The organism is Pontibacillus sp. ALD_SL1 (assembly GCF_017355605.1).
This window is the reverse complement of sequence record NZ_CP062975.1, coordinates 530581-547052: the sequence shown is the minus strand read 5'-3', so window position 1 is coordinate 547052 and position 16472 is coordinate 530581. Positions and strand designations below refer to the sequence as shown.

The window sequence follows — 16472 nt, the reverse complement described above, 5'->3', positions numbered from 1 at the left end:
TTCTGGCCAGAAGACTCCCTCTTCAAAATCCAGAGGATGTAAGGGGGAGATAAATGGCGGGGTCTGGTATATTTTGATGTTTTCTTACTATAATAAGAATAAGGAGGTCATGACATGAAACCATCGCTAAACCATAAAGCGTACAAATTCCGTCTATACCCAAATCAAGCCCAACAGACGTTGTTCCACAAAACGTTCGGTTGTGTTCGCTTTGTGTATAACCACGTGTTAGACCTCCAAATTGAGAACCGTAATACCACAGGGAAATTTCGATCGAAAACAGACACGATTAAAACCCTTCCCCTCTTAAAGAGACAGTATTCATGGCTTAAAGAGGTGGATTCGATCGCCCTTCAGGCGACACTTGAGGACCAATTCGAAGGGTTTAAACGCTTTAAGGATAGGAAGAAATCTGAAATGCGCAAATCTGCCCTTAGAAAGCAGCGCAAGTACGGCTACACGCCAGAAGAGAAAGACTTGAAAACGCATCCTGTTTTTAAATCAAAGAAAAATCCTGTGGCGAGCTACACCACCAAAATGGTCCACAACAACATCAAAATCGAACACAACCGTATTCATCTGCCGAAGGCAGGATGGATGCGTTTTTCAAAGTCCCGTGAGATCGAAGGGCGTATCTTAAACGCAACGGTCAGACGAAGTGCAACAGGAAAGTACTATGTGTCGATTTGCTGTGAACTAAATCAATCTCCTCTGACTCGCCCCGTTTCAAACGACATGATCGGATTAGATCTAGGGTTAAACCATTTTGCCATTCTGTCGAATGGAGAGAAAGTGGGGAATCCAAGGTTTTTACGCCAACATGAGAAGCGTTTGGCGTTTCTCCAGCGTGCCCTGGCACGGAAAGAAAAAGGAAGTAGGAACTATCTAAAAAACAAACGAGCCATCGCTCGTATCCATGAGAAAATAACGAACAGAAGACTCGATTTTGAAAACAAGCTAAGCACTCGGATGATCCTCGAAAACCAAGGGATTGCTGTTGAGAGCTTAAGAGTCCAGAATATGATTCAAAACAAGAAACTAGCCAAGAGCATTAGTGATGCAAGCTGGAGTTCATTCGTAGCTAAATTAAAATACAAAGCAGAGTGGCACGGACGTGCCTTTGTTCCAGTGCCAGCACATTTCCCGTCAAGCCAGCTCTGCTCTTCCTGTGGGCTCCAAAACCCTGAAATGAAAGAACTACACGTACGGGAGTGGACATGTAAGCATTGTGGTACGACCCATGATCGGGATATCAATGCCAGCAAGAACGTACAAAAAGAAGGCCTGCGCCTTCTAAAGGAATCAACCGTCGGGACGACGGGGGTAGCTTAGTAACTAAGCACCAGGGGTGCTTTTGCCTAAGAATCCCTCTCCTCAAAACGCGAAGCGTTTAGGTGGGGGTAGTTCAAACCGAAGAAATGAGATGGAAGCGTGCAGAGCAATAAAGAATGCCAGCCAGTTCAGGAAAATCCATAAGGGATATTCAACAGAAGCGTCACCTGCCCAAGCGATGTTACCAGCAAACAGAAGATACAGAGAAACATCCAACGCCAAGACGAGCAGGACCATGTATTTCAACCAACTTTCTTTCTGGTACCTATACCAAAATAATGGACCTATATGAATGAGTCCTCCAAGAAGGATAACAATGATGATCATCAACCCCCTCCTCAACATTCACACCCCTTATACCACGAATGAGAAGGAGTCTTAAGAAAATAAGCGCATCTTTCGAACGAATCATACACTGAACTCATCATTGAATCAATAACCGAAACAATGAAGGAGCCGTTATGGAATCATTGATTGTTTCCATAATTGAATCAAAAAAGAAGCGCGTCTGCGCTCCTCTTTAAAGCGGTTTGATATACGTATCCAATGCCTCAAAAGAAATGATGTCTAGCACCTCTTTTTCTTTTCCTTCGATTTTAGCGAATACATAGACCTCGTCTTTGTAATCTTTAATAACCTCGATAGCTTGAGTCATCGACCCGTATAGGCACGTCCCTTTTTGGACTCCGTTTGATTCGGAGAGGCGAAGGAGACTTGGCTCCTTTTTCACGAAATCATAGTCAGCTACAAACGCTTCAATCCGTTTTTGTTCTTCTTCGTTAAACAGACTCAACGATACCAGCCCCATTCATTTTTTCTTATCCTATCATGACTCAAAAAGATCTATGCAAAAAGGCTACTGAAATTCTCTCACCTGCACGCTTTTCCATCATCCCGCATGACATTTCCAACAATTAACTGTTATAATATGGAGTATAAACCACCTTTATACATCTCTTCATCAACTGAAGGAGTGCTATTTGTGAAAGCGTCGGACAGAGCGATTTTTAAGCGCCAAAAAGGAATTGGTATCGGTCACGAAAAAGGACGATGTGACCATTGCTACTTTCGAGATGCATCCTCTAAGATATGCCAGCGTCATGCTCTTAAAACAAGGGGTGACGAGGGTTGTTCGTTGTTCGTCAAACAAAAAGGGTACAGAACGTTCCGCGGGGGCTCTGTGAACCCCCGATAATGACCGTTCATTAGGAGACCGCATGCCTTCGTGATGGATGACAAAGGATTTTGAGATCATCATAAAAAGAAGAGGGAAAAAGGAGTTTTCCCCTTTGCTCCCTCTTTATCTTCTCCTGAGTTACCTTATTGGTTGCCTGAATGGAAGCCGTGTCGCAAGCTACTTCAAAAAAACCGATGTTGCATCACAAGGCGTGAAAAACCCTGGTGCTTCTAACACCACGATCGTTCTCGGCTGGAAATGGGGTGCTTTTGTTGCCCTTGTTGATATTGCAAAAGCGTTCATTCCTGTGTACCTCTTTTCTACCCTTTTTGATCCCCCTTCTCCCCTACCCCTTTACACCATTGGGGCTTTGGTTGTCCTTGGCCACAACTTCCCTGCTACCCACCGTTTCAAAGGAGGAAAAGGAACCGCCTCAGTCATAGGTATGATCATTGCAATTGAACCTCTAATGGGCCTTTTATCACTTGGACTTTTGATAGGCGTCACCCTTTTGAGCGATTACATCGTGATTGGTGTGCTGGCCATGTACGCCACCTTTGGTTCTATGACATTCCTGTTTATGGACGATGCTTCGGCCCTTCTCTTTTTCGCTCTGGCCCTTCTGAATCTATTACTTCACCGCGAAAATTTCAGGCGTATTCGAAACGGAACGGAAACGACCTTCTTCGGCGTTTGGAAAAAATAAATCAAAATAATCTAGAGGGCTATCCCTCTAGATTCTATGTATAAATCACTTTTAAAAAAGCGTCCAACGCTCGGTCCAGTTCTTCGCCAGAATCTTCTGTATAAAGATCAAGCCCTTCCCGCTTCGTTACAAAAGCAACGGATACCCCGTTCATCTGGAATCCGTAAGACTCCCCGATCTCCAGCCCCTTCCCAAGAACCGCCTTCCATCTTCCTCCCACTTTATCTTTCCGCAACCCGCCTCGCATGTAGAGAGGTTGTGGTTCTTTTTCTAATAACTGTTCCACATCGATTGAAGACAGTAGTTTCATATGTATGATACCTCCTATATTTCCTCATATCTCCATTATATACGAATTTTAGTCTTCTCTCATTCTCCTTTTCCTCAAGAATTCATTTATACTAGTAGAAAAAGCATGGAGGATGAATATGGGAACCCTACTATACCCGAGAGATTTGATACTGGATGCTGTTGAAATGGAGACGGATTACCATGGGCGCTTTTTAGAAACTCTTACAAATGAAGAGCTTTCCCGCATTTTTATAAATATGCTAATCGATTTGGTATTGGAGCAACACATTGGCTTACCCCGTATACAGCAGTATTACGGAATTTGTTTTTAAGGAGGAATACCATTGATTACGATACTTCCGATGCATATCGCATCCGTCTACACGCCGAAAACAGAAAACGCAGTCCTCATTCGTGTGCTAGATCCAGGCGAAAAGGGCGACGCAATAGAAAACCCAGATCAGTATAAAGCGATTCACAGGATCAGTGTTCACGACAACGCTGGGTTTATCGGACGTCCGCCAGGGTGGAAAAACGCTGTGCTATTTGATGAAGGGATGGCTTCCGATTTGGTTGACTTCGTAAACCAATACCCGAACACAGAAGAATGGGTGGTTCACTGTCATGCTGGGGTCAGCCGAAGTGCTGCCGTTGGGCTCTCGATAGCCTGGATAACGGAAGACAGGGAAGCGGAGAAAGCGATTCTGCAAAATACAACACTATTCCCAAATCCCCATATCCTGACGGTGATGGCCCATAAACTGAGCCTTCTCCCTATGAAACAGGAAACAATCAACATGTTTGTACTAGGCTCCGACGCCCCCATTATAGAAGGGCCCGTTTCACTCGGAGAATTGTTAAAAGAAGACTAGACGTATAAGTATTTGGCATAAGACCCAGTTTGGGTCTTCTTTTCTTTCAAAAAGGGCACTTATCCCCTCATAAGGAGAATAGTCGCATTATTAGAATACAAGGCTGCACGAACGCTATTTTTGTAAGGAGGATCTGTATGCATCAACGGGACTGGAACATTGTCCATCTGTTTTCGGCACTCTTATTAGCGGCTCCTGTCAGTTATGCGAACTACGAAGGTTACATCAAAGGCGGCGAACCCTCCCTTACAGGGATGATCTGTTCGTTTCTGTTTGTGGGATGCTGGTTTTTCTACGGATTTCTAATCGGAAAGAACACCAAAAGCTCCCTCTTCTTTTTTTCCTCATTTTATTGGGGATGCGGGTTGGTTTTATTCCTGCTCGGCTCAACGGGAGAAGCGTTCTTCATATCCATATTCTCCACCCTGTTATACACAGGCCCCTTGTATGGATTGATGCACGGAACGAATGTGCCTCCGACGATGACAGGAGCACTGAGTATCATCCTGATGTATGCCATCAGTATAGGGAGTTTTCTCGTCGGAAGAAGAAAACAAAAAACACTTCTCTAGAGAAGTGTTCATTTTTTTATGCTCGGAGGAGTGATCCGATTGTTCCGATCTTTTTGCCTTCATACAGAGTTCCGAGAAAGTGGTTCTCAACAACGAAAGGAATCGAACGATCCACGCCTGCTTTTTGAAACAACGAAGCCACCTCTTTCACTTGTCTTTTTCCGATCCCAAACGGATCAAGTGCTGGATCACCTAACAGAGAAATTTCATCACGATCGCTGTTGCGGTGCTGGATGGAGTAAAAGATGAACCGAAGCGTTGAATCCATGTCGTAATAGGCATGCCCTTTCTCCGATAAAGCAAAGGTGTGATGGAAATCAACGCGCTTCGCGTGCTCATAATCATACCACTCCACGTAGCCATTTCTCGCCACAATGCCGAGAAAAGGAATACTCCCATCCTCCCTTTTCATATCCCTGTCTCCTTTTTTCTTTATCCTACCACGGTTCTCGCGTGAGTTGAGATTTTGTTTCCCGTCCTTTTTTCTTTTTTGGTTGACGTTTATGGGAGACGTGTTATCATCCCTGAAACACCAAGAAAGGACTGATAGGATGGATTTTCTTACATTGGGCATGGAATACGTAGCGGAATATTCGAAGAATGGGTTTTCTGTTTTTCACGATGGAGGACTGTACATTGTCTTCGAACAGATGAAAAATGGATTCCTTCGATTTGTCGAAACGGTTCCAGCCATTGAGGAAGTGAAAACCATTATTCGTATTGGTTCGAAATAAAATCAGCCCGTAGGGGCTGATTTTATTCATTCCCAAAACGGTTTGAATACAACATCCCGTCTACCTTCCATTTGTTTGTAATGTGTAACCGTATATCCGATTCCGATGTATTTTTTTGTACCCCCGTCCTTATAAAGGGCTGTTTGCACGACGAAAACGGGTGCTTTATCGTTTCGGGCACGTTCCATGTCAATCCAAAACATAGAAGGAATCATCAACAATAGAACGAACAGCCCACCGAAAATCATCTTTTTCATACCCTCACCTCATTTACTCGTTCCCCATTCTTTCTCCCTGTTCTTCTTTTTTTGCTACAATAAGAGAAATAAGCAAGTGATGATCACAATAAGGAAGGACGTGTTACCGTGAGTGATGTGTACTACAAAATTCAATTAAGCAAAGAAAATCAATATAGGGTTGTTTGTCTTCAGGATTTTGATGAAACCGATTATCATAGCGATGATTACCTGAAAGATCAGGACGGCAATCCTTATGTATTTTGGGAAACGGAAGACGGGGAGCGAAAGGCTCGATCATTCCTAAATAAAGTCATTAAACCAGAGTTTATACACCCAGATGATTTGATCGCCAATAATGAGCACATGTACAAAATCCCTATGGAAGATTGGGAAGCCTGATGGTTAAAGTCTACACGAGCCAGTTCAGTTATCGAGGCCCTAATCGTCTTGACACGACGGTAAAATCAGGTGATAAAACCTTTGCCCCTTCCTGGGAAATGGTGATGGGCATCAAAAATGGAACGCTTTCTGAAGAGGGATATACGGACCAATACGTGGAACGGATGAGAAACTCCTACCGTCAAAACAAAAGCCGCTGGGAAGAAGTATTGAACATGGGAGAAGTGGTGCTTGTCTGTTATTGCAACAAAGATAAATTCTGCCACCGTAAGCTCCTCGCCCGCTTACTCGCTAAAGGATTTGACGAAGCGGAATATGTCGGGGAAGTAGACCGCGACGGGCAGCTTATTCATTAAGTGGAACGCACAAAAACCCATTCTTTATCACGAATGGGTTTTTTCGTACGCTTCTAAATCAGCCCCCTGCCACCCATCTTTATGAAACGGGTTGAAGGGATCTTCTTTCATGCTTTCGGGATCATCCCCGTAGAGGTGAAGCCACGATTCTGCTACATGGAACAATTTCTCGATTTTTTTTGGGTCACCATCTGCCTGTATACGGGTTTCAAGCGAGCAAAATCCTGTCGTTCCTCTTAGATACGCTTGTGCCTTCCATCGCCCGAATAGCTCTGGCGTAACATATACATATATTTCGTTGTTCACCTTCTGATAATGATGATACGTCTCACTGAAGAAAAAACCTTCTGGTACTCGAACCATGCCTCATCCTCCTTTTATTACAGTTAGATTACAAATAATGTTCCGTTAAGGGTTCTGTTCACTTTCCTTGTATCTACTAGCAGAAACCATCAAGGAGTGAACATATGAAAAAAATATCAAAACTTTTTACTGTTGTTGGATTATCTGTTTCCGTTTTAACGAGTCAGGCTTTTGCTTCATCTCAGATTGGTACTTTAGAAGTCGAAGTGGACCGTTTATACCTACGTTCTGGAAGCACCCTGCAATCAGAGCCCATTCGCTTCTTATATACAGGAGAACGATATAAAGTTTATGAGATTAAAAACAATATGTACAACCTCGGGGGCAACCAGTGGGTGACGACACGGGACGATTACGTAGAATTTCATCCTCTTGAAGGCACAAAACCTGTTGTCGATAGCAAAGAGGTTAAAATCACAGCTTACTACCTGAACATCCGCCAACATGCTTCCTTCTCCTCCAAGGTTGTGGGGGTTACGAAGCGAAACAAAGTCTTCACCGTTCTTGAAGAAAAAAACGGGCTTTACCGCATCGGAGCCAATCAATGGATATCAGCGAACCAGAAATATGTACAACCCGTAAGCGGTTCATCCTTTGATTCTTCTCCCCCGAAAACCATCGTTCCAAAAACACAGGTACCGACGTCTTCGGCCGTGACCACATTCGCCAAAAAATTTCTAGGAATGCCTTATGTATGGGGATCATCGAATCCTTCCTATGGAGGCTTTGATTGTTCTGGATTCATATACTATGTTTACAAACAAAAAGGATATACCATTTCACGAACCAATGTTGCAGGGTATTGGAAAACGGTGAACAAAACGTCTTCACCACAAATAGGCGAACTCGTCTTTTTCCAAAACACCTACAAAGCTGGCCCATCTCATGTTGGCATTTATTTAGGAAACGGTCAGTTTATCAACGCGAACAGCGACGGGGTAGCAATCGACAGCCTCTCCAACTCTTACTGGAAATCTCGTATTCTTGGGTACGGATCATTTTAAAGACAGGGACACCCTGTCTTTTTTCATACCTCAAGCCTTCCTATCTTATAATAAGAGTAAGACGTATAAGAAAGGAAGATCCTATGAGTAATCCTTATGAAGAACCTATTGAATTCTGTCCGTACTGCGATTCAGAATGCATGGCCGACTGGGCTGATGTCGGAGTCGGCATTGTCCAATGTGGCCCTTACCATTGCACGAATTGCGGTGCGAGCGAAATTGGACCTGAACTCTCTGATTGGCTGGTTCGTGATGAACATGGAAATGCGGAAATATTTCTTAACGAAAACGAACAACTCGCTCATGTTTTCAGAGAAGGACACCCCTTCTCCGAAGAAGAACGTGAAACAGGCTGGTACAAGGGCGGAAGAACCTCTCCTTATGCCAACACAGTGAACGGTAAAATCGTGGATCACAAAACGGCTAAATCATTGTATGACATCGGCTTGTTAGACGAAAAAACGATATAGGTTTACCTTAACTCCCTTGACGAGGGAGTTATTTATTTCGGTCGATACATCCGATACTGATACCCTCTCGGTGATGCTTTCCACGCATCTCCTGCGTCCATGCTCAATCTCCCGTGAACGAGATCCTGAGTCATGCAGTACATCGCCCAAAGGGTATCAGATCGATCGTGGTTCAAAAATTTATGCACACGAATCAATGGTTTAAGTTGATACAACTGCCCCTCCGTTTCTACGGCTAGCGTTGTCTCAAAAATATCCTCTCTATCTTCCTCCCAACACACACTTGCCTTTTTCACGTTCCGTTTTATAACTTCTCCAAGATACGCGCCTAACATGATAGCTACCTGAGGGGCTACCTGACGACCTTTCGGAAAATGCTCTTCCAGTTTTTCCTCTATTAATTTGACGGATTGAGGATTATAGTTCATTTTAACCCCCAGCATACCTTCAAGCGTCCCTTTATGTTCGTCCAAGATGTTTACCACATCACGTATGGTCGTTGTCGTTCGTTCACTCATAAAATCCCTCCCAATTTTTTCTCCATTTTATCACAACGTTCCTCTGTTCCTCGACCCTTCCGTTTTCATCCCCAGTATCTGCACACCAAAAAAAGCACGGTGAACTAAACACCATGCCCTCAAACCACTCTTATTTACCCGTTTGCAATCCGTTCTGGTACATCACACTTTTATATCCGTTACGTCTAGATGTTCATTCATTCCTTATTTCCAGAGACCCCATTTTTCTAACAAATCATATAAGGTTTGGTTAAATTTCAGGATAACCGCCGCACTTAATCCCATAATCACAAACGTTTCAGCGCGATCGGCTGGGACCATCACGGGCATTTTGTAAAATGCATAAGGCACATAGACAAGAAAACTAGAAAGGTGCAATAAATCAATATAAACGCGCCACATCATGACCCTCCTTTCGTTCTATTGTATCATACCCCTTTTACCAATTCCGTACTCCGAGATACTTTTCGTGCGGAGGATCGCATATAATAAGGGCAACTCAACTTGAAAGGAAGATCATATGCACGAATTCCAAGAAAAACACGGAAGCCTTTTTCTCATGATCGATGGGAATCCCAAATATGAAATTGCGGTGCCATCCGTCCTTTTTGATCGGGACACCTTTACCGTTTTAAAAATCGGCAACCGCAGCATGGTGCAAGACTACTACGAGGAATCCATACGAAAATGCCAGCAAAACGGATCCGATCTGTTTGAATCCTGGTACCTCATGGACCTCCCTAAAGATGCCCATGTATTAAACCGTATTTTCCATCACACAGGATACCTGGAACGAATGCTTGAAGGCGTCGATTTGGGAGCACTAAAAAACCTCAATCCTGATTGAGGTTTTTTTTCGTTAATACGTGAAGTTCTACGCGATCGAGCAAGTAATAAAGGGCTTCTCGTCCTTTCCCAGGAGGAAAAACACGTTCCTCTAAAATCTCAGCCGACAACGGTCCTGTATGATCATAAACTAATTCCATTTTAAGAAATCGGAGCTCCAATTTCTCCCCTCTGCCTGACACCCGAACCGAATACTGATACGTTCCATCATCGTAGGATGCGAGTATTTCTTCAAGAGACCCTTTTTTAACATGTTTATAATGATCGATATAAGACGCTCTGTCGTCAAGAATCGGACCCGTCTGTTCTGAAATTTGCTCAAATGATCCAATTCGCTCAGGCAATCCCATTGTGAATCCCCCTTTTTCGAACACATTCTTCTGTTTTTCTATATAATAGCGAAAAACAAAAGAAAGGAGAATGGATATGCGTCCACTTGTTTTTATATTATTTGGCATGATCTTTGTACTTTCTGAGAACAAAAGTCGATAAGCACACTCAACCTTTCCTTCTCCAATTATTCAAAAAAACGTGCCCGCCTGCGGACACGTTTTTCACTGCAAACACGATTGAATGCATTAATCGAATGAAAGTTCCTTAAATATTCCACGAATCACAGGGTCGCTCCCTACGTCCTCTCCCTTTTCATAACGCTGATCGACAGCCTTCATACACCTCTCCGAGCACAGGTATACTTCCAAAATTCGACACGCCCAACCCGTTTCCCTTCCACACTGGAAACACGCCCCTTTTCTATTGAGCGGAAGGCAGGTTTCCAACCCAAAAGCACGGGCACCCGTCACAAACTTCTCTCGTTCCTCAACTGTAAGATCTGTGGGTTTCACCCCTTTTTCCTTTGCGAGAGCTAATAACCCCTGTATGTTATACGTATTACGGTCGAACCTTCGCCTGGTCACTGTCATTTCCCCCTAGTCGAACGACTCGTTTCAATTTTTCTCCTTTTCGCGGTTCCCTGTATTTCCTGAAGCGGACGATCACAGGTTCAAGGCCTCTTTCCTCAAGGTACTGCTTCACTTCTTTTTTTAACAATCCTTCGACGTCAGCGCGTTCTTCCCCGTTCATCAGGAGTTGAAATTCCACACTGCCATCTTCATTCTGCAATACTCGGTAGGCGTTTACCCCGTCTCTTTTCAGCACCCATTGCCTCACCTGATCAGGGTACACACGGTGGCTTCCCCCTTCCGTTCCCTTGAAAACAAATACATCATCACTCCGCCCCTCGACTGCTTCAAGCGCAAGAAACGGAGAACCACACGAACAACCACACTCCTTTTCCACCAGTATATCATTTAACCGATACCGTATGATTGGTTGAGACGTTCTTGAAAAATCGGTGATAATGGGATGAAACCGCTTCTTTTCCTCATCGATATAGTCTTTCTCTATAAATAGGATGTCCTCGTTCAAATGCAAGACCCCCTCCTCACATGTTGCAGCCAGAAATCCTTCTGTACACTGATAGACCTGATGGATTGTCCTATGAAAGCATTTCTTAATCACGTCTCGATCGACTTGTTCAAGAACTTCCGCTATGGTGATGATTTTTTTCGGTCTTATCCCTATTCTCTGTTCAGCCAACCAACGCATCATGGAAGGAGGAGCGATCAGAATGGTGGGCTGGAAGTCTTCTAACCGCTTCACATGAAGATCCTCATCCTCCAATAAATCATAGAATTGAAATTGGAGCTTTTTTGTTCCCACCGTTTCATATAGATTGCTGTTTGCCCTCATGAAAAATGCAATGCGTTCCTTAGTGAAAATCGTTCCTGGCAATGCTTTGGCTAACATGACACCAGCCCATCTCAAACGTTCTGATTTACTCACAAGAAAAACGCCGCGGTGACCTGATGTGCCAGAAGACAATCCCACTGTAACCCCATTTATCGTAGGAGAGAAGTCCCGATTCTCCTCAGCTTGAAGTGCCACAGAAAAGGCCTCATCCTTCGGTATCCCTTTTGTATTCAGTTTGTCAAAATGCTTCATCATCGCTTCTTTATCCATGATCGGCCATTCTTGCAATGACGGAACCTTTCCTTGGAATCGTTCACGGAAATAAGGTGAATACTCAGCGACGAATCCCAGGTGCTTCCGAATCTGTTTTTGCTGCCATTTCCTGAGACGTTTCTTGGATGACGATATCTTGAACGAATGTTTATTCCTCCAATAGTGATACAAAACCTTCAGTTTATCCATGGGGTTCCCCTCCTTCCGTGACCTCGTGAAGAGCTATGATGCGCACATGCGGAAAACGCTTATGAAACGCACGCAGTTTTCTCACCTGTTTATGATACAGGGGAGCATCATCCATGATGATATGGCTCAGTCGGCTTGGTTTCCTCCCATCCGTAATTTCTAACGAGTCCCAAACCGCATCTCCGACAACCCATACATCCCTCTCTTCCCCTTTTATATAAACTCCTATCTGGCCCTCTGCATGTCCTGAGAGATCCATAGCAAGAAAGGACCCGTCCCCCAACACGTCATACAAAGGGGTCATGGACCCAATCCAAACTAATTCCTTTTCGTCGGAAGTCGGGGAATAGATCTGGCAGTCCTCCATAAACGTCACCCGTTTCTCGAAATCGTTCGGTACCAGAGAAGGGAGAAAGGCTTTTCTGACAGCTCTCAATCCTTTTAGTGATTTCACAGAATCGTACGCCTTCTTGGAACATATAAAAGCAGCTTCAGGGAAATCGCGCAACCCCGCAATGTGATCTCCGTGAAAATGGGTGATCACAATCGTTTGTACCCGTGCAGGGTCCACTTGATCAGAAGCTTCCTCCCCACCTGCTAAAGAAACGGGCGTCAGCTCCCTGTACAACCGATAAGGGAAGTCTTTCGTTGCGTCAAAAAAATGAGAGCTATACCCCGTATCAATTAACACATCTCCGTCTCCCTCCCTTTTAATATGAACAAAAAGGGCAGGATAAAGAAGGGGGCGGAAGGGGCGTTTTGTATCAGAAAAATACCCCATTTGCTTACACGAACCCGCCCTTTTAATATGGAGATCCCTGTTCTTTTTCTTTCCACCACTCCACAAAACGATCCACTCCTTCCCTTACGGATACCCGTGGCTCGTATCCTAATTCTCGCTTAGCTTTTTCAATGGATAACGTTTGAGTATTCCCGAGAACACTGACGGTATATCGGGTGAGAGGAGGCTCCTTTTTCGTATAACCTTTTTCGCACATCCATCCTGCAAGGTACAAAAATTGATAGGGAACGTTTTTCTTACGGAACGGTGTTCCGAGTTTCAGAAACAATTCTTGAAGCACCTCTTTCAATACGACCCGCTCTCCATTCGTAATGTGATACACATTTCCGCACAGGGATTCATCGGCGTTCATACATAAAATCAAAGCATCAACCACATTATCGATATAGGTAAGATCTAGCTCAGCTCTTCCCTTTCGCACGAGAGGAATGAAGCGGCTTTCATTTAAGCGGATTAACCGAGGAAGAATGGTCGTGTCTCCTGGGCCAAATATAGCCCGCGGCCTGATTGTGATAACGGGTAAACCGTTTCTGTATGCCTCCTCTATTTTTGACTCGGCAATGGCTTTTGTTTCCGCATAGTCATTCGCCTTTTTGAGGGGCAATCGGTCTTCTTCCCTTACATGTTTTCTCTCGTCGTAACGAAAACAAATGCTCGGAGAAGACACATGAACCAGTCGTTTCACCCCGTGCTCCCTGCACCCTTCTATTACGTGTTCCGTCCCTTTTACGTTCGCTTTGTAAAAGGATTCATAGGACCCCCAGGGAGACGATTTGGCCCCGCAGTGAAAAACCACATCCTGCCCCTTGCAGCATTTCCTGACATACGCCCTGTCTTCGAGATTCCCTTCAAGGAAAAAGACTCCCCGATCTGATATGTATTTCCCAAGCTTTTTATTACGCCCCATCGACGTAACTTCATGCCCGAGCTCTAATAACCTTTTCGTTAACGCCCAGCCCAAAAAACCCGTCCCTCCTGTTACTAACACCTTCATTGACCTTCACCATCCCATTGAATATCATACGTAGAGGCTTCCGTGATGGAGACCCCGAGTCGCTTAGCCTCCCTCCTCCATCCATACAAACTGATCCCCTGATACAAGAAAGGCCCAGGGTCTTCCTGATCAAAGAAAATGTCTTTATACCCTTTCGGATATGGGGGCATCTTCTGATTTAGGGTGAGGATGCGCTTTCCCTCATTCCATAAACAAAGAGCCGAAATCATGAATCCCTCCTTGCAAGGAAAAACTCTTTCCTTTTCTTGTGAAAACAGGCCAGGAAGAAAACACCCTCTAAATAAATGAATCCCGCTTGTTACACGAGGATTGCATTCAATCGGAAGCCATCCCCCTTCCTCTGTAAGAATAAAATCAAAAGCAATGCTTCCTGTGAAACGCATTTTCCTGACAAATGACCTCACCCAACGCTCGAGTTCACGTCTTTCCTCGTGTTTAAACGCAACAGAAGCACCACCTTTTCCTCTATGAAGGGCTTCATACTGCGTATGCGCCAACAGTTCCCCATCCACAGAAATGCTATACGTGCAATACTGCTTCCCTTTTACGAGCGCTTGGATCACATAGGGAACCCCTCTCTTTAGCCTCTCCACGGCTTCAGGGAAATCAGCCGAGAAACACGTGCCATTTGAAAACCTGGAATAAACGGGTTTAGCCACCCATTCCTCCTTCTTTCTCTTTTGGAAAAAGGACTCCCATCCCCTTACGTCCGAAACGGAATGGGTTTCAGGCGCAGCATATCCCAATTGTTTAACCAGCTGTATGAAACGATCCTTTCGATGAAGTGTTTCAAGGACCTCGATCTCTTCTGTGAAAACGACACACGAAGAAGGGAATACATCCTTATGTTTCGCGATATAAAAAATCTCCTCACACGTTGGCACGAGGAGGGAGATCCCGTTTTCGTCTATAATGTTGTTTAAATCCTCTATATATTGACTCTCATCCTGGCGCGGACTCCGAATCTCGTGGAACGTAACATACTTGCTGTATCGGGAGATGCTGTAAGAGAAACTATCCGCTACATGCACCTCATGCCCTTGTTTCCCAAACATCCTCGCTAACTCAAGTGTTGCTGGAGCCCTCCCACCTGTTAACAGTACGTTAGTACACAAGCAAAACCCCTCCCACACTCAATCCAGCAGACGTTCCAAGCAACAATACGGCATCCCCTCTTTGAATCCTTTCTTCCTCGATTGCATCATGAAGAGCTAACGGGATAGATGCTGCAATCATATTTCCGTATTTCTCTATGACGTTCATAAATTGCTCTTCTTTGACCCCTAGCTTCTTTCTCATAATCCGCATAGCCATACCGCTTGCCTGATGCGGAACAACAAGTGTAAGCTCCTCCATCCTCAGGGAGGCCTTTTCCAAAAGCTCTGAAACGAACCCATCAATCACTTTTGAACTCAAACGAAACACTTCTTTCCCTCTCATATCAAAAAGGAAATCCTCTTCCTTTTTATGAACATTCGGATGAAGGCGCGTTCCTCCGCCCCGTATTTCCGTATAGCGCGCCCCCTCGCTGTATGTTTCCATGTGCGATGCCACAACCCCTTGATCGGATTCGTTCGCCAGGGAGAGAATGCAAGCAACAGCCCCATCACCAAATAATGGATAACTCTCCTTTTGCTTAGGATTGATGCCAACAGATGCGATTTCACTTGATACCAGCAACACGTTCCGATATGCCCCATTGTGAATAAGATGAGACACAACGTCCATACCCGTGACAAAACTGAGACACGTTGCATTAAGATCAAAAGCTGGTATGGGACGCCTTGGTTTTAATTGCTCATGAATCAGAGCCGCGTTACACGGTATGGCCTGCTCCATCGTCCCGCTGACAGAAACAATCGCACCCACTTCATCAAGTGCCAGAGATGCCTTTTCAAGCGCATTAAAGATCGCTTTCGCCGCCATCTCGGAAGCTGTTTCTCCCCTTGCGAAATAACGGGTTTGAACGCCTGATTTTTTTCTGGACCACCCTTTTGAAACCCCTAACACCGCATCCGTTTCTTCAGCCGTAACGATGGTTGGCGGCAAGTATTTCCCCATTCCTAAGATTTGAACCTTTCTCATTCCATCACCTCTTCAGACTTCATTTGCAATCTTTTTTCTTTTTTCCTCTCTCAAAGATCTTGTTGACTTCGTTCATTTTCCTTATATAGTGAGTGAAATGAAGAAAGAGGAGAGATGTGACATGTTGGAATTAAAAAAATTTGTGAAAGAAATCAATAAAGAGATATCAGAACACGACATGCGCGCCGTTGTTGAAGGCATCACCCATTCTGAAAGAGGTTACTTAGTTCAACTTTCGGTATCAACGTTTAATCGGATGACCGTAACTCATTTATTTGCAACCTATGACATTCATGAAAAATCCTGGACCGTTAAATCTCCTGTTGGAGAATTGATCGAACCCACTCCGTTTCACATCATGCGTTTCCTTTATCACAATCTGCCTCATACAGCCTAACCCCCCTTTCGATGTAGAGGGGGTTTCTTTTTTATTAGAAATAATGACCTAAAACATTTTTAAACTTTTATCGAATTCAA

At 44.3% G+C, this 16472-nt stretch carries 26 protein-coding genes; 12 read left to right on the top strand and 14 right to left on the bottom strand.

Annotated elements, in window-relative coordinates; genetic code table 11:
- Positions 1–114: 114 nt before the first annotated feature.
- Positions 115–1332 (top strand): IS200/IS605 family element RNA-guided endonuclease TnpB, encoded by a 1218-nt coding sequence (gene tnpB, locus IMZ31_RS21980; RefSeq protein ID WP_207530582.1) that lies wholly within the window; start codon positions 115–117, stop codon positions 1330–1332.
- A 42-nt stretch (positions 1333–1374) separates the two neighbouring features.
- Here the strand turns inward: tnpB and IMZ31_RS21975 are convergent, their stop codons facing one another.
- Positions 1375–1659 (bottom strand): hypothetical protein, encoded by a 285-nt coding sequence (locus IMZ31_RS21975; protein ID WP_207530581.1) that lies wholly within the window; start codon positions 1657–1659, stop codon positions 1375–1377.
- 193 nt (positions 1660–1852) lie between these two features.
- The gene (locus tag IMZ31_RS21970; protein ID WP_207530580.1) at positions 1853–2125 is read right to left on the bottom strand and encodes a hypothetical protein; all 273 of its coding nucleotides are present in this window, start codon (positions 2123–2125) and stop codon (positions 1853–1855) included.
- A gap of 496 nt (positions 2126–2621) precedes the next feature.
- On the opposite strand from IMZ31_RS21970, the gene IMZ31_RS21965 reads away from it, so the two are divergent.
- The gene (locus IMZ31_RS21965; protein ID WP_207530579.1) at positions 2622–3215 is read left to right on the top strand and encodes a glycerol-3-phosphate acyltransferase; all 594 of its coding nucleotides are present in this window, start codon (positions 2622–2624) and stop codon (positions 3213–3215) included.
- 34 nt (positions 3216–3249) lie between these two features.
- Here IMZ31_RS21965 and IMZ31_RS21960 read toward each other — a convergent pair whose 3' ends face one another.
- Positions 3250–3525, bottom strand: coding sequence for a hypothetical protein (locus IMZ31_RS21960; RefSeq protein WP_207530578.1), 276 nt, complete (start codon positions 3523–3525; stop codon positions 3250–3252).
- Positions 3526–3643: 118 nt separating this feature from the next.
- Here IMZ31_RS21960 and IMZ31_RS21955 point away from each other — a divergent pair, with 118 nt between their 5' ends.
- The 3 genes from IMZ31_RS21955 to IMZ31_RS21945 all read left to right on the top strand — a co-directional run bounded on the left by IMZ31_RS21955 (position 3644) and on the right by IMZ31_RS21945 (position 4950).
- A complete protein-coding gene (locus tag IMZ31_RS21955; RefSeq protein ID WP_207530577.1) occupies positions 3644–3838 on the top strand; it encodes a hypothetical protein in 195 nt (64 codons plus the stop codon).
- A 12-nt stretch (positions 3839–3850) separates the two neighbouring features.
- Positions 3851–4378: a hypothetical protein gene (locus IMZ31_RS21950; RefSeq protein WP_207530576.1), complete on the top strand. Its 528-nt coding sequence runs from the start codon at positions 3851–3853 to the stop codon at positions 4376–4378.
- A 137-nt stretch (positions 4379–4515) separates the two neighbouring features.
- Entirely contained in the window at positions 4516–4950 is a 435-nt protein-coding gene (locus IMZ31_RS21945; protein ID WP_207530575.1) for a hypothetical protein, read from the top strand.
- A 16-nt stretch (positions 4951–4966) separates the two neighbouring features.
- Here the strand turns inward: IMZ31_RS21945 and IMZ31_RS21940 are convergent, their stop codons facing one another.
- The gene (locus IMZ31_RS21940; protein ID WP_207530574.1) at positions 4967–5362 is read right to left on the bottom strand and encodes a hypothetical protein; all 396 of its coding nucleotides are present in this window, start codon (positions 5360–5362) and stop codon (positions 4967–4969) included.
- A gap of 139 nt (positions 5363–5501) precedes the next feature.
- Here IMZ31_RS21940 and IMZ31_RS21935 point away from each other — a divergent pair, with 139 nt between their 5' ends.
- The gene (locus IMZ31_RS21935) at positions 5502–5684 is read left to right on the top strand and encodes a hypothetical protein (RefSeq protein ID WP_207530573.1); all 183 of its coding nucleotides are present in this window, start codon (positions 5502–5504) and stop codon (positions 5682–5684) included.
- A 26-nt stretch (positions 5685–5710) separates the two neighbouring features.
- Here IMZ31_RS21935 and IMZ31_RS21930 read toward each other — a convergent pair whose 3' ends face one another.
- Entirely contained in the window at positions 5711–5941 is a 231-nt protein-coding gene (locus IMZ31_RS21930; RefSeq protein ID WP_207530572.1) for a hypothetical protein, read from the bottom strand.
- A 108-nt stretch (positions 5942–6049) separates the two neighbouring features.
- Between IMZ31_RS21930 and IMZ31_RS21925 the strand changes: the two genes are divergently transcribed.
- Both IMZ31_RS21925 and IMZ31_RS21920 read left to right on the top strand, forming a co-directional pair.
- Positions 6050–6322: a hypothetical protein gene (locus IMZ31_RS21925; protein WP_207530571.1), complete on the top strand. Its 273-nt coding sequence runs from the start codon at positions 6050–6052 to the stop codon at positions 6320–6322.
- Positions 6322–6678, top strand: a complete 357-nt coding sequence (locus IMZ31_RS21920; RefSeq protein WP_207530570.1) for a DUF488 family protein, N3 subclade — start codon at positions 6322–6324, stop codon at positions 6676–6678. The genes IMZ31_RS21925 and IMZ31_RS21920 overlap by 1 nt, the downstream gene beginning before the upstream one ends.
- Before the next feature lie 27 nt (positions 6679–6705).
- Here IMZ31_RS21920 and IMZ31_RS21915 read toward each other — a convergent pair whose 3' ends face one another.
- Entirely contained in the window at positions 6706–7041 is a 336-nt protein-coding gene (locus IMZ31_RS21915) for a hypothetical protein (RefSeq protein ID WP_207530569.1), read from the bottom strand.
- A 104-nt stretch (positions 7042–7145) separates the two neighbouring features.
- Here IMZ31_RS21915 and IMZ31_RS24800 point away from each other — a divergent pair, with 104 nt between their 5' ends.
- Both IMZ31_RS24800 and IMZ31_RS21905 read left to right on the top strand, forming a co-directional pair.
- Positions 7146–8045 (top strand): C40 family peptidase, encoded by a 900-nt coding sequence (locus IMZ31_RS24800; RefSeq protein WP_207530568.1) that lies wholly within the window; start codon positions 7146–7148, stop codon positions 8043–8045.
- 83 nt (positions 8046–8128) lie between these two features.
- Positions 8129–8515: a hypothetical protein gene (locus IMZ31_RS21905; RefSeq protein WP_207530567.1), complete on the top strand. Its 387-nt coding sequence runs from the start codon at positions 8129–8131 to the stop codon at positions 8513–8515.
- Between the two features lie 32 nt (positions 8516–8547).
- On the opposite strand, the gene IMZ31_RS21900 is transcribed toward IMZ31_RS21905, so the two are convergent.
- Both IMZ31_RS21900 and IMZ31_RS21895 read right to left on the bottom strand, forming a co-directional pair.
- On the bottom strand, positions 8548–9033 hold the full coding sequence (locus IMZ31_RS21900; protein WP_207530566.1) for a hypothetical protein: 486 nt from the start codon (positions 9031–9033) through the stop codon (positions 8548–8550).
- A gap of 204 nt (positions 9034–9237) precedes the next feature.
- Positions 9238–9435 carry a hypothetical protein gene (locus IMZ31_RS21895; protein WP_207530565.1) on the bottom strand — a complete coding sequence of 66 codons (198 nt, stop codon included), beginning with the start codon at positions 9433–9435 and terminating at the stop codon, positions 9238–9240.
- A 118-nt stretch (positions 9436–9553) separates the two neighbouring features.
- Here IMZ31_RS21895 and IMZ31_RS21890 point away from each other — a divergent pair, with 118 nt between their 5' ends.
- A complete protein-coding gene (locus IMZ31_RS21890) occupies positions 9554–9880 on the top strand; it encodes a hypothetical protein (RefSeq protein WP_207530564.1) in 327 nt (108 codons plus the stop codon).
- Here IMZ31_RS21890 and IMZ31_RS21885 read toward each other — a convergent pair.
- From IMZ31_RS21885 to IMZ31_RS21860, 6 genes are all read right to left on the bottom strand, one after another.
- Positions 9867–10337 carry a hypothetical protein gene (locus tag IMZ31_RS21885; protein ID WP_207530563.1) on the bottom strand — a complete coding sequence of 157 codons (471 nt, stop codon included), beginning with the start codon at positions 10335–10337 and terminating at the stop codon, positions 9867–9869. The two genes, IMZ31_RS21890 and IMZ31_RS21885, sit on opposite strands and share 14 nt — an antisense overlap.
- Positions 10338–10770: 433 nt before the next feature.
- On the bottom strand, positions 10771–12093 hold the full coding sequence (locus IMZ31_RS21880) for a F390 synthetase-related protein (RefSeq protein WP_207530562.1): 1323 nt from the start codon (positions 12091–12093) through the stop codon (positions 10771–10773).
- Positions 12086–12874 (bottom strand): MBL fold metallo-hydrolase, encoded by a 789-nt coding sequence (locus IMZ31_RS21875; protein ID WP_256438046.1) that lies wholly within the window; start codon positions 12872–12874, stop codon positions 12086–12088. Before IMZ31_RS21875 ends, IMZ31_RS21880 begins: the two co-directional genes overlap by 8 nt.
- 22 nt (positions 12875–12896) lie before the next feature.
- A complete protein-coding gene (locus IMZ31_RS21870) occupies positions 12897–13889 on the bottom strand; it encodes an NAD-dependent epimerase/dehydratase family protein (RefSeq protein ID WP_207530560.1) in 993 nt (330 codons plus the stop codon).
- A complete protein-coding gene (locus IMZ31_RS21865) occupies positions 13886–15025 on the bottom strand; it encodes an ATP-grasp domain-containing protein (protein WP_207530559.1) in 1140 nt (379 codons plus the stop codon). The genes IMZ31_RS21870 and IMZ31_RS21865 overlap by 4 nt, the downstream gene beginning before the upstream one ends.
- A complete protein-coding gene (locus IMZ31_RS21860) occupies positions 15015–15995 on the bottom strand; it encodes a beta-ketoacyl-ACP synthase III (protein ID WP_207530558.1) in 981 nt (326 codons plus the stop codon). Before IMZ31_RS21860 ends, IMZ31_RS21865 begins: the two co-directional genes overlap by 11 nt.
- A gap of 121 nt (positions 15996–16116) precedes the next feature.
- Between IMZ31_RS21860 and IMZ31_RS21855 the strand changes: the two genes are divergently transcribed.
- Positions 16117–16392, top strand: a complete 276-nt coding sequence (locus tag IMZ31_RS21855) for a hypothetical protein (RefSeq protein WP_207530557.1) — start codon at positions 16117–16119, stop codon at positions 16390–16392.
- Positions 16393–16472 lie beyond the last annotated feature (80 nt).

What these genes read in the sequence shown, in the direction of transcription:
- tnpB (WP_207530582.1), top strand. Translation starts at nt 115, where the DNA reads ATGAAACCATCGCTAAACCATAAAGCGTACAAATTCCGTCTATACCCA.
- IMZ31_RS21975 (WP_207530581.1), bottom strand. Translation starts at nt 1,659, where the DNA reads ATGATCATCATTGTTATCCTTCTTGGAGGACTCATTCATATAGGTCCA.
- IMZ31_RS21960 (WP_207530578.1), bottom strand. Translation starts at nt 3,525, where the DNA reads ATGAAACTACTGTCTTCAATCGATGTGGAACAGTTATTAGAAAAAGAA.
- IMZ31_RS21955 (WP_207530577.1), top strand. Translation starts at nt 3,644, where the DNA reads ATGGGAACCCTACTATACCCGAGAGATTTGATACTGGATGCTGTTGAA.
- IMZ31_RS21945 (WP_207530575.1), top strand. Translation starts at nt 4,516, where the DNA reads ATGCATCAACGGGACTGGAACATTGTCCATCTGTTTTCGGCACTCTTA.
- IMZ31_RS21940 (WP_207530574.1), bottom strand. Translation starts at nt 5,362, where the DNA reads ATGAAAAGGGAGGATGGGAGTATTCCTTTTCTCGGCATTGTGGCGAGA.
- IMZ31_RS21935 (WP_207530573.1), top strand. Translation starts at nt 5,502, where the DNA reads ATGGATTTTCTTACATTGGGCATGGAATACGTAGCGGAATATTCGAAG.
- IMZ31_RS21930 (WP_207530572.1), bottom strand. Translation starts at nt 5,941, where the DNA reads ATGAAAAAGATGATTTTCGGTGGGCTGTTCGTTCTATTGTTGATGATT.
- IMZ31_RS21920 (WP_207530570.1), top strand. Translation starts at nt 6,322, where the DNA reads ATGGTTAAAGTCTACACGAGCCAGTTCAGTTATCGAGGCCCTAATCGT.
- IMZ31_RS21915 (WP_207530569.1), bottom strand. Translation starts at nt 7,041, where the DNA reads ATGGTTCGAGTACCAGAAGGTTTTTTCTTCAGTGAGACGTATCATCAT.
- IMZ31_RS24800 (WP_207530568.1), top strand. Translation starts at nt 7,146, where the DNA reads ATGAAAAAAATATCAAAACTTTTTACTGTTGTTGGATTATCTGTTTCC.
- IMZ31_RS21905 (WP_207530567.1), top strand. Translation starts at nt 8,129, where the DNA reads ATGAGTAATCCTTATGAAGAACCTATTGAATTCTGTCCGTACTGCGAT.
- IMZ31_RS21900 (WP_207530566.1), bottom strand. Translation starts at nt 9,033, where the DNA reads ATGAGTGAACGAACGACAACGACCATACGTGATGTGGTAAACATCTTG.
- IMZ31_RS21895 (WP_207530565.1), bottom strand. Translation starts at nt 9,435, where the DNA reads ATGTGGCGCGTTTATATTGATTTATTGCACCTTTCTAGTTTTCTTGTC.
- IMZ31_RS21890 (WP_207530564.1), top strand. Translation starts at nt 9,554, where the DNA reads ATGCACGAATTCCAAGAAAAACACGGAAGCCTTTTTCTCATGATCGAT.
- IMZ31_RS21885 (WP_207530563.1), bottom strand. Translation starts at nt 10,337, where the DNA reads ATGCCAAATAATATAAAAACAAGTGGACGCATATCCATTCTCCTTTCT.
- IMZ31_RS21880 (WP_207530562.1), bottom strand. Translation starts at nt 12,093, where the DNA reads ATGGATAAACTGAAGGTTTTGTATCACTATTGGAGGAATAAACATTCG.
- IMZ31_RS21875 (WP_256438046.1), bottom strand. Translation starts at nt 12,874, where the DNA reads ATGGGGTATTTTTCTGATACAAAACGCCCCTTCCGCCCCCTTCTTTAT.
- IMZ31_RS21870 (WP_207530560.1), bottom strand. Translation starts at nt 13,889, where the DNA reads ATGAAGGTGTTAGTAACAGGAGGGACGGGTTTTTTGGGCTGGGCGTTA.
- IMZ31_RS21860 (WP_207530558.1), bottom strand. Translation starts at nt 15,995, where the DNA reads ATGAGAAAGGTTCAAATCTTAGGAATGGGGAAATACTTGCCGCCAACC.
- IMZ31_RS21855 (WP_207530557.1), top strand. Translation starts at nt 16,117, where the DNA reads ATGTTGGAATTAAAAAAATTTGTGAAAGAAATCAATAAAGAGATATCA.